This window comes from Clostridiales bacterium (assembly GCA_012512255.1).
Classification (GTDB): domain Bacteria; phylum Bacillota; class Clostridia; order Christensenellales; family DUVY01; genus DUVY01.
Genome location: JAAZDJ010000058.1, coordinates 1 through 9915 on the forward strand (window position 1 = coordinate 1; position 9915 = coordinate 9915).

Consider the following 9915-nt stretch of genomic DNA (forward strand, 5'->3'; position numbering starts at 1 on the left):
TAGAATCTATAATCGCGCCCGAGTTCTCAAAAAATGTCGCGGGCACGCACGAGGGCAGCATAAAAAGCGCGTTTATGGGCAATCCCTTAGTCTGCTCTATCATATACTTGACACCGTCCATGCCCAACACATTGGCTATTTCGTGGGGGTCGGCTATTATCGTGGTCGTGCCATAAGGAATTATGGCCTTGCAAAATTGCGCGGGCGTCAACATAGTTGACTCTATATGCAAATGCGTGTCTATAAGCCCGGGGATTATATATTTTCCGCTTACGTCTATGTTTTCTATCCCGTCATAATCGCCTATCCCCGCAATCCTGCCGTCCAATATCGCCACATCGGCTTTTTGGATTTTGCCGCTGAACACATTGACAATATTCCCGCCCTTCAAAACCTTATCGGGCTTTATGCGCTTGCTGGCCGCGTCTATTAATCTTTTCATAATCCTAAACTCCTTTATGGTTAATTTTACCTTTTGCGTATCGTTTTGGCAAGCATAAAAAAACGGCCCTCCGCGACGGAAGGCCGTATTATTAAAATTGCCTTTTAATTAAAAATTAGCAGGCACTACAAATTTCAGCACGAATAACACGAATATAATAATCGTTATGGGATGGATCTCCCAAGCGGGTTTTTGGTTTTTCTCTTTGTTGGCGGCGTATCTAATAATATTGATTACATAAAGAATCAATTTTATCAAAACATAAGAAATAATTCCCAAGCCGATGCCGTCGGTAATTGAGTAAGTCAAAGGCATTCCAAACAAGGTCAAAAACGCGGGTACCGCCAAGGAAGGATCTTCAAAATTGATATCCTTTATAGTGGAAATCATTAATATGCCCACATAGATAAGAGCGCTTGCCGAAGCCGCCACGGGAATAACCATAAACAACGGCGTCAAGAACAGCGCCAGTAAAAACAGCAATGACACTACCAAAGCCGTCAAGCCCGTGCGACCGCCCACGCTTACGCCCGCCGCGGATTCAATATATGTAGTAACGGTGGAAGTTCCGACCGAAGCGCCCACAACGGTAGCTATGGCGTCAGACATACAAGCCTGCCTAAATCTAGGCACGCTGCCGTCTTCTTGCAACATATCGGCGCGCTTGCAAGTTCCGTATAGTGTTCCAAAAGTGTCAAACATATCAATCATAGTAAACGAAAGAATGACCAAAATCGCGGACAAAGCGCCGCTAAAGGTTGTAAACAATTTGCCAAACTCGCTCCAGCTTGTCCAGGTAGCCCAAAAACCGCTAACGCTAGCGTCGTTAGTGAAAAGCTTGTCAAAACGGGGATACCATTGAGCGCCCTGCAATCCCGACAAATCGGTTACGCCCGCGGGAATTCCTATAATGGTAGCGAAAATTATGCCTATAAGTATAGCGCCTTTTACTTTAAGTTTGGACAAAAGGGCAATCAACAAAACGCCTGAAAAACATACTAAAGGCGCTTTGGCGGTTTCCCACGCCGTTAAGTCGGCAAGAGCCGATACTGTAAATTCATCGGGCACAATTATTTCGGCGCTTTGCAAACCTATAAAGGCTATAAACAAACCGATACCTACGGGTATGGCTTTTCGGACTATTTCGGGCACAGCGACTAATATCTTTTCTCTTATGCCAAAAAGCGTAAGAGCCAAGAATATCAAACCCGATATCAAAATAAGTTCCATAGTAACGCCATAGCCTAATGATGAAGCAAGCGCAAAAGCGAAAGCGTTAAGTCCCATGCCCGGCGCTTGGGCGAAAGGTATTTTGGCATACAACGCCATAAGGATTGTTCCGACAAAGGCGCCTATAATGGTCGCCACATAGATAGATTCCCACATTGGATGAGACGAATCTGTGCCCAATGTTCCCGTTAGTGTTCCGGGATTGACGACAAGAATATACGCCATCGTTAAGAAAGTGGTAATGCCCGCTATAATTTCGGTGGAAATTTTGCTGCCTTTGGCAGAAATTCCAAAATAGCGGTCAAGAGCGCTTTTGAATTTGGACATTATAAAAAATCTCCTTGAAAAATATTTGGTTTCCTAACCTATAGAAACCATCGTTAATAATTTAACATATTGTGACAAAATCTACAACTTATTGACTATTAATTAAAAACATTTTGCCACAAACTTAGCTCTAAAAATATTTTTTGAATATATTAACGAAGATTTTCTATAATAGCCCATATGATTTCACCTATAATGGGAATGTTATGAAGCGGCACATACCTTATCAAATACAGCAAGACTACGGCGATGCCCGAGAAGCCGACCGCCATCCCTAAGCCCCTAATTATCCCAAAAATAAAGCTTGAAAAGATATTGATTTTTATCCTGCCCAGCTTGGAAGCGCGGTATTTTTGGGGCTTTTGGTTGTATGAGAAGACCCTTGCCATATTTTTATTATTTGACATTCTTAGATAAAAAATTATAAAATATACTTATAAGAAATATCTTTTTGTTAACTATTTCTTATAACATTAAATCTGTAAACATATTGACAATAAACGATAAAAGGACTATCATTTTTTTAGAAAATACAAAAAAAGGGGGTTTTTTGTGTAATGAATTATAAGCCTGGTCAGAGAGTCCCGTTTTCCGGCAAGGTAGTGGTTGTCAGCAAGTATGGCGACAAAACCGATATTGAGCTTACGGTAAAAAAAGGCGAGATCTTCCCGCCCACTCCCGAGCCCGATCAAACTTACGTGTATATTAGCTATTCGGAATAAAAAAACACCCATCTTTTTTCTTAAGATATAATTTAGGAATAATTATGGATAGCTAACGGTTTTATAAGATTTGACGCTAAAGTTTTTTAAAAAATTTGCTTGATAATCCTTAAGCTTTATAATCAAAAGATAAAATAGGTAAGAATAGTTTTTGCGCCATACCTATAAATACCATGTAAAAATTTGTTCGTTTATCTTGTCATAATGGGACAGTAAAAAAATATCATTATCCCAATAATTAAGAGATATTTTTAAAAACAGCGCTGTTTTTTTGTAAAAAAAGCCGACTGTTTTCACGCTGTGCCGGCATTTGCTAGCCCTTGCGATTAAGCGATAAAAAACACCGAAAGAAACCAATATGTCCAAAGCGATTTATTTAACCAATAAGCAAGCGCGCGTATTTATGCTTTTAAAGCAAGGGCTTATCGGCGATTTAAATTTTTTGGCAAACAGGGAGTTATTGATTTTATCCGTCAAGCGGGCTGTATCCATTTTGACCCTATTGATATTTGCGGCAAAAACCCCGAGCTTGTTTTGCGCGCCAGGGTCAAGGGCTTTGAAAAGCCGATGCTGGACGAGCTTTTGTATAAAGATAGAGTATTGCTTGACTATTTTGATAAAAATCTTTCAATTATCCAGACTGCCGATTGGCCTTATTTTAGGCGGTATCGCCAAGCCTACCAAAACAATATTAAAAGCTTGGACGCGGTTAACGCCGTGTGCGGCAAAATAAAAGATATAATTCTTGAAAGAGGCGCTGTCTCGTCGTCCGATATAGGCTTTGACGGCGCGGTAAGGCGCTGTTTGGCTTTGACTACAAATGGGAAATATACACGCCCTAAGAGCGCCGCAAATACGGCTGTTACACAATACCGCTATTGTATGGCGACCGCTTTATAGGCAGAATGGAGGCGGCGTGCGACCGCAAGACCAAAACGCTGATAGTTAAAAATATTTGATTAGAAAAGGATGTGAAACTGTCCAAAACGCTTCAAGCGGATATCAATGACTGCATAGATAGACTGGCTAAATTTAACGGATACGGGCGCGTTAGTTGGTTGGATAACGCAATGATATTTAACGCCAATTATATTTAACGCCGATAAACTTGGCAATAACGCAAAAAACCGATTTATAATTTTTGGCGTTAAGACATAATCAAAACCAATTAAAAAAACATGTTTATAGAAAGTTTTTTTGCTTAAACAATAAATATATTTGACTGCAAATTGGCTGGCGTTTTTAAAGTCGCTATGCGCTTTATTTTTCAGGCATGCTTTTAAAAGAAAAGTTTTTTTGGGGACGTAATCCCTGTTCCAAAAAAAAATTTTGCTTAAAAAAAGACGGCTTTTGACCGTCTTATTTATTTTAACTCTTTTATTCTTTTATTTTAACTCCTCGCCCGGCGCGGCTATTTCCACGCCTTCGGGCGTTAGCAAAAATATATTGTCTTGGATGCGGTGCATGCTGCCGTTTAGGGCGTAAATAGCGCCGCTTAGCATATCCAAAATCCGTTGGGCGATTTCCACAGGCGGTTTGTCAAGGTTGACTATTGCCGGCTCGCGCCTGCGCAAATAATCAATCAAGCTCTCAACCTCGTCGGGCGTAGTGGGGCTGTGGATGACGACGCTGCTCATAGGCCGCTGCGTCTTCTGCGCGGGCGGCGTGCGGGAAAAACTAGGATTTAGGCGAGGTTTAAGCGCGACGTCCTCTATATATTCCAGATCGTCCTCGTTGACCTGTCCTTTAAACAAAAAATCGTTATATCTACCCATTTTATTAAAAATCTCCGATTATATTCGTTCTCCCAATATTACTCTGCCCAGTCTTATCATATTAGCGCCGTGTTCTATGGCTTTTAGATAGTCGTCGCTCATGCCCATAGACAAATATTTTATATCTTTTGATTGTGTCTTTAATATATCATAAAGCTCGCGCATTTGTAAATACTTATCGTCCGGGGCGTCAATAGGCATCACGCTCATAATCCCGCGCACGCGTATATTGGGATAATTAGACATTTGCCCATAAAAGCCCAAAACCTCTTCCGCAAGCACTCCGCCTTTGGACGCCTCGCCCAAATTGACTTCTATAAGCGCGTCCATAATTTTACCTATGTTTTTTGCCCTTTTGTCTATTTCTTGCGCCAAGCTGATTCTGTCCAAAGAATGGATAAGGCTTATTTTATCTATTATATATTTTACCTTGTTGGACTGCAGCTGTCCGATAAAATGCATCTCAAAGTTTTTGTTAAGCTCAGGGTATTTTCGCAAAAATTCTTGAACCCTGTTTTCGCCTATCGCCTTAATGCCGCATTCATAAAGAAGGTTGATAGTCTTCGGGCTTTTTGCCTTGGTGGCGGCGATAATCTTAATGTCGTAAGTTATGCCAAATTTTTGTTTGGCTTGGTCTATCTTTTGCCTTACAAGATTGATGCGCTTGGCTAAAATTTCTTGTTCTTTCATTTTTTTAAACAGCGGGCGAAGTGTAAATAGTGTCGCTGTCTATATAATATCTCTTGCCTGTTGCCATATAATATGAGGTCATATTAATGCAATTGCCCCAAAGTATAGTAAGCGGCGCGGTCAAAAACAATCCCGCGCTAAGCGTAAAGAATGTGACAAAAACATTTATGGCTATCGCTAATATGACCATTACCAAAAACGCCGAAAACACAGCCAAAAAATTTTTCTTATTAAAGATAAGTTTTAGGCCCTTTATCAAACCTTTAAAAACGCCGTTGTTGTCCACGGCTATGCTTGCGCCCCAGAGCGACATCGCGGTCAGCCTAAAAGCGATTAACACAATAAACACGGTCATAATCAATAGGGGCAAAAATAAAGCAAGCCCCGGGACTTTGAACAAATATGTCATAAGATACAGAACAAAAACAATAAAAATATCATACGGCAATGTAAACAGCATTTTGAAAAACTGGTATTTTATTGATTTGCCTAAGTTGCTAAGGTAGGCGCCCGTGAAACTATAATAGGCGTTGGCCGACATGTGCCCTTCCAGCACGCTCAAAATAGCCATTTCGCAAAAACCAAAAAGCAGCCGCGCCAACACCCCGATTATGCCCAACAAAAATATTCTCAAACTCCAACCGACCCTTGGTATAACCAAAAACTCGTTAATAACCCGCGAATAAAGGTCCAGAAATTGCGCGCTTACATCTTCTAAAGAGCGGTTTTGCAGCAGCGATATAATTATTTTGTTAAAGTCTTGACCCAGACCCATGCTCTTGAAAGTCTCAAAAAAGGGAATCAAGACAGCCGCGCCTATGCTGGCGATTATTACGGTAGTTATAATGTAATAGACGAGTATGTGCCATACTAAAGAAAATTTGGCTATTAGTATTTTAAAAGCGTTTTTAAATCTCATCTTTAAACTCCCCTACCCAGATTTCTTCTATAGTCCATTCTTTCCGTCCCCGTAAGTTCGTAATAAGCCGTCATAGAAAGCGAGCAAAAATATAAATATAAAAAGACATAGCACAAAATATTAATCGGTATAGCCAAAAAGATTGCCAACCTGCTCAAAAGCCCCAAAACAAAGACCACAAAAAACGGCCATAAACACGCGAAAAAGATTTTAAACGCCTCTTTGTGCCTTAATTTTGCGGCATAGCTTATCGCCGAGGCATAAGGATAGCCCGTGATCATATAAACAGGAGGAATAAGCAAGCAAATGGAATATATTTCTATTATTAGCAATTGAAGCGCTAATATGACAATGATAGTTATGGACCAGCTCAAAATCGTGGGGCTGCTGCCGAATTTGGAAAATATATAATGCCCAAGCACGACTATGCCGCTTGAAATCAATGAAAATAGTATTTGGACAACCAGCACGACCAAAAACAAAGGCAATATGGCAAGCAGGCTTTCGTTAATGCGGCGAAGCGGGTTTTTGTAACCGAACCTGCCCGAGCGCAAATGCCTCTCCATAAGCCCTATTATCAAGGAAACAAAAACCAAAGCCAAACCAAAGCCGGCAAGCAAAAGCCAGCCGTTGTCAAAATACCCGAACATATCCGACAAAACTTGGACATAGCCCGTAGGCATAGCTTCTATGGGCGTTTTATAATTGTCGTAAAAGAATAAAATATTGGATATCGGCGAGCCAAAAAAACCCGAAAACGCCGATGGAACAAGCGCGACCAAGCAAAAATACGGGAATGTCTTGAACATGTATCTTGTCGCTATGTTGACATATTTGAACATGTTTTTATTATAACTAAATATTGTGCATTATGCAAGATAAAAGATATTCATATAAGGAACAAAATAACAAAAAACAAGGTAAAAAGATGTCGCGAAAAACCGTAAAGATTATATATTTTGCGTCGTTTCGTCCAATGAAAACCGCTCAAGCAATACTTGGGCTTCCTCAAACAACTGCAAAGCAAAATCGTCGGGATAGCCTTGTTCGTAAACCACCCTTTTTATCCCGCTGTTAATGATAAGTTTGGCGCATATGACGCATGGCTGGTGCGTGCAATACATAGTGGCTTGGTTTATGGATATTCCAAGCCTTGCCGCCTGGACAATGGCGTTTTGCTCGGCGTGAACGGCATAGCATATCTCGTGCCTTGTGCCGCTCGGGATATTGCGCTGCTCGCGCAGGCAATAGCCCCTTTGGGCGCACGACTCAATCCCGCTGCCCGCGCCGTTATACCCCGTGGCGATAATGCGCTTGTCCTTGACTATTACCGCGCCAATTTGGCGATTGGGCCTTATGCAAGACGACCATGTGCTGACAAGACGGGCGACTTGCATAAACCTTTGGTCCCATTTCAAAATATTTGCATCTTTTTCCAAAATCATTATACTAAAAGTATATCAGAAAATGCGATTTTTCGCATTTTATTTGCTTTAGTTTTGTATATTTTGTGTAAAATAAATGCTAGCATTTTTTTATTCAATATTGTATAATATCTTTTGGTTTTTGGTAGAATATACCAAAAGATCAATTTTACCTCATTTGATAAAAAAATATCTATTATATAAAGGAGGAGGTAATAATCTATGAAGATTAAGCCTTTGTTTGACAAGATTGTAATTGAGGCTGTTGAGCCCGAAGAAAAGACCAAAAGCGGCATAGTTTTGCCCAACACAGCCCAAGAAAAGCCTCAACTTGCAAGGGTTATCGCCGTAGGCCCCGGCGGGCTTGTGGACGGAAAAGAAGTTGTCATGCAAGTAAAAGTCGGCGACAAAGTTTTGTATAGCAAATATGCCGGAAGCGAGTTCAAAATTGACGGCAAAGAAGTTACAATCTTACTCCAAAGCGACGTATTGGCAATAGTGGAATAATTTAAAAAAGACTAAAAAATTTGAGAAAAAGAAGATGTGAGATATGGCAAAGGAGATTAAAACTGGTTTGCAGGCGCGTCAAGCACTTGAAGCTGGCGTAAACGCTTTAGTGGATACCGTTAAAATTACTCTTGGCCCCAAAGGCCGAAATGTAGTTTTAGATAGAAAGTTCGGTTCGCCCCTTATTACCAACGACGGCGTAACCATCGCAAAAGAGATTGAATTGCCCGACCCGTTTGAAAACATGGGCGCCCAGCTTGTAAAAGAGGTCGCGACCAAGACCAACGATGTGGCGGGCGACGGAACCACAACCGCGGCCTTGCTTGCCCAAATAATTATCAAGGAAGGCCTCAAAAACATCGCGGCGGGCGCTAACCCCGTTATTTTGAGAAAGGGTATCTTCGCGGCGACCGATACGGTTGTAAAAGAACTCAAAAAGATCAGCAAGCCTATTGATTCCAAAGAATCCATAAGCCATGTGGCTTCCAACTCGGCGGGCGATGAAGAAATAGGCAAAATCATATCCGAAGCTATGGAAAAGGTCGGAAACGACGGCGTTATCACCGTAGAGGAAAGCAAGACCATGAAGACCGAGCTTAACATAGTGGAGGGCATGCAGTTTGACAGAGGTTACGCTTCGCCTTATATGGTTACCAACTCCGAGAAAATGGAAGCTGTTTTGGAAGATCCCTTGATTTTGATAACCGACAAAAAGATAAGCAGCATTCAAGAACTCTTGCCCATACTAGAACAAGTGGTCCAAAGCGGCAAGAAGTTATTGATTATTGCAGAAGATATAGAAGGCGAGGCTTTGGCTACCCTAATTTTGAACAAGCTCCGCGGCTCGTTAACTACCGTGGCTGTAAAAGCGCCCGGATTTGGCGACAGGCGCGAAGCCATGCTTCAAGACATCGCTATCTTGACAGGCGGACAGGTTATCACCGAGAAACTGGGTCTTGAGCTCAAAAACGCCAAGCTGGAGCATCTAGGCAAGGCAAGACAAGTTAAGGTTGACAAAGACAATACCACTATCGTAGAAGGCGCGGGCTCAAAAGAAGAAATCCAAGCCAGAATAAAGGCTATCAAGGCCCAGATTGAGGAAACTACCAGCGATTATGACAGGGAAAAACTGCAAGAACGCCTGGCCAAACTCGCCGGCGGCGTTGCGGTTATCAATGTGGGCGCAGCGACCGAAGTTGAAATGAAAGAAAAGAAGCTTCGCATAGAAGACGCTTTGGCGGCTACCCGCGCGGCAGTAGAAGAAGGCATAGTGCCCGGCGGCGGCGTGGCTTTGCTTGCGGCTATCCCCGCTTTGACCAAGCTTGTCTCTAAGCTTGAAGGCGACGAAAAGACAGGCGCCGCTATTGTGCTTAAGGCTATTGAGGCTCCTATCAAGCAAATCGCCGAAAACGCAGGCGTTGACGGCGGCGTGATTATAAACAAGGTGCTGGACGCCAATATCCCCAATTACGGTTATGACGCCTTAAAGGGCGAATACGGCGATATGGTCGCAAAGGGCATCATTGACCCGACCAAAGTTACCCGCTCGGCGTTGCAAAACGCAGCCAGCGTGGCCGCTTCGTTCCTAACGACCGAGGCCGTTGTCGCCGAAATTCCCGAAAAGACGCCTCCCGCTCCCGCAGGCGGCGGAATGGACGGAATGTATTAATAAAAAACTAAAAGGGACAGTAAAAAAATTCTGTCCCTTTTTTATATGCTTAATAATGCCCAATTAATAGGCCACGATAAAACAATGCTCCACAGCAAGATATTCAAGAGAGCTTGGGTTGTCGCTGTAAAATGTTATGAAATACGAATATGGATATAAATTTTCCCAGTTAATATATTTGACATCGCAATAGACAAAACAATCAAAAAA

At 42.1% G+C, this 9915-nt stretch carries 12 protein-coding genes; 4 read left to right on the top strand and 8 right to left on the bottom strand.

All coding sequences use genetic code 11. The features are described from left to right. The 3 genes from GX756_03000 to GX756_03010 all read right to left on the bottom strand — a co-directional run. Positions 1–460, bottom strand: a 460-nt coding sequence (locus GX756_03000; protein ID NLC16826.1) for an adenine deaminase, incomplete at its 3' end; no start/stop codon positions are given. Between the two features lie 90 nt (positions 461–550). Then, the gene (locus GX756_03005) at positions 551–1999 is read right to left on the bottom strand and encodes an NCS2 family permease (GenBank protein NLC16827.1); all 1449 of its coding nucleotides are present in this window, start codon (positions 1997–1999) and stop codon (positions 551–553) included. 152 nt (positions 2000–2151) lie between these two features. Further along, positions 2152–2388, bottom strand: a complete 237-nt coding sequence (locus GX756_03010; protein NLC16828.1) for a hypothetical protein — start codon at positions 2386–2388, stop codon at positions 2152–2154. Positions 2389–2556: 168 nt separating this feature from the next. On the opposite strand from GX756_03010, the gene GX756_03015 reads away from it, so the two are divergent. Next, positions 2557–2721, top strand: coding sequence for a hypothetical protein (locus GX756_03015; GenBank protein NLC16829.1), 165 nt, complete (start codon positions 2557–2559; stop codon positions 2719–2721). A 399-nt stretch (positions 2722–3120) separates the two neighbouring features. Further along, on the top strand, positions 3121–3621 hold the full coding sequence (locus tag GX756_03020) for a hypothetical protein (GenBank protein NLC16830.1): 501 nt from the start codon (positions 3121–3123) through the stop codon (positions 3619–3621). A 485-nt stretch (positions 3622–4106) separates the two neighbouring features. On the opposite strand, the gene GX756_03025 is transcribed toward GX756_03020, so the two are convergent. From GX756_03025 to GX756_03045, 5 genes are all read right to left on the bottom strand, one after another. Next, complete coding sequence (locus GX756_03025; GenBank protein ID NLC16831.1) at positions 4107–4496, bottom strand: cell division protein SepF; 390 nt, start codon at positions 4494–4496, stop codon at positions 4107–4109. Between the two features lie 18 nt (positions 4497–4514). Continuing rightward, on the bottom strand, positions 4515–5186 hold the full coding sequence (locus GX756_03030; protein ID NLC16832.1) for a YggS family pyridoxal phosphate-dependent enzyme: 672 nt from the start codon (positions 5184–5186) through the stop codon (positions 4515–4517). Positions 5187–5190: 4 nt separating this feature from the next. Beyond that, positions 5191–6105, bottom strand: coding sequence for a hypothetical protein (locus GX756_03035; GenBank protein ID NLC16833.1), 915 nt, complete (start codon positions 6103–6105; stop codon positions 5191–5193). Between the two features lie 2 nt (positions 6106–6107). Next, on the bottom strand, positions 6108–6914 hold the full coding sequence (locus tag GX756_03040) for a hypothetical protein (GenBank protein ID NLC16834.1): 807 nt from the start codon (positions 6912–6914) through the stop codon (positions 6108–6110). A gap of 141 nt (positions 6915–7055) precedes the next feature. Next, positions 7056–7550: a cytidine deaminase gene (locus tag GX756_03045; GenBank protein ID NLC16835.1), complete on the bottom strand. Its 495-nt coding sequence runs from the start codon at positions 7548–7550 to the stop codon at positions 7056–7058. Positions 7551–7751: 201 nt separating this feature from the next. Here GX756_03045 and GX756_03050 point away from each other — a divergent pair, with 201 nt between their 5' ends. Together GX756_03050 and groL are read left to right on the top strand one after the other, a co-directional pair. Further along, a complete protein-coding gene (locus tag GX756_03050; GenBank protein ID NLC16836.1) occupies positions 7752–8036 on the top strand; it encodes a co-chaperone GroES in 285 nt (94 codons plus the stop codon). A 43-nt stretch (positions 8037–8079) separates the two neighbouring features. Then, positions 8080–9705, top strand: a complete 1626-nt coding sequence (groL, locus tag GX756_03055; protein NLC16837.1) for a chaperonin GroEL — start codon at positions 8080–8082, stop codon at positions 9703–9705. The last annotated feature ends 210 nt before the right edge of the window (positions 9706–9915 follow it).

Excerpts from the sequence above, each read along its gene's own strand:
- GX756_03030 (NLC16832.1), bottom strand. The coding sequence starts at position 5,186 with ATGAAAGAACAAGAAATTTTAGCCAAGCGCATCAATCTTGTAAGGCAA.
- GX756_03015 (NLC16829.1), top strand. The coding sequence starts at position 2,557 with ATGAATTATAAGCCTGGTCAGAGAGTCCCGTTTTCCGGCAAGGTAGTG.
- groL (NLC16837.1), top strand. The coding sequence starts at position 8,080 with ATGGCAAAGGAGATTAAAACTGGTTTGCAGGCGCGTCAAGCACTTGAA.
- GX756_03040 (NLC16834.1), bottom strand. The coding sequence starts at position 6,914 with ATGTTCAAGACATTCCCGTATTTTTGCTTGGTCGCGCTTGTTCCATCG.
- GX756_03005 (NLC16827.1), bottom strand. The coding sequence starts at position 1,999 with ATGTCCAAATTCAAAAGCGCTCTTGACCGCTATTTTGGAATTTCTGCC.
- GX756_03035 (NLC16833.1), bottom strand. The coding sequence starts at position 6,105 with ATGAGATTTAAAAACGCTTTTAAAATACTAATAGCCAAATTTTCTTTA.
- GX756_03010 (NLC16828.1), bottom strand. The coding sequence starts at position 2,388 with ATGGCAAGGGTCTTCTCATACAACCAAAAGCCCCAAAAATACCGCGCT.
- GX756_03050 (NLC16836.1), top strand. The coding sequence starts at position 7,752 with ATGAAGATTAAGCCTTTGTTTGACAAGATTGTAATTGAGGCTGTTGAG.
- GX756_03045 (NLC16835.1), bottom strand. The coding sequence starts at position 7,550 with ATGATTTTGGAAAAAGATGCAAATATTTTGAAATGGGACCAAAGGTTT.
- GX756_03025 (NLC16831.1), bottom strand. The coding sequence starts at position 4,496 with ATGGGTAGATATAACGATTTTTTGTTTAAAGGACAGGTCAACGAGGAC.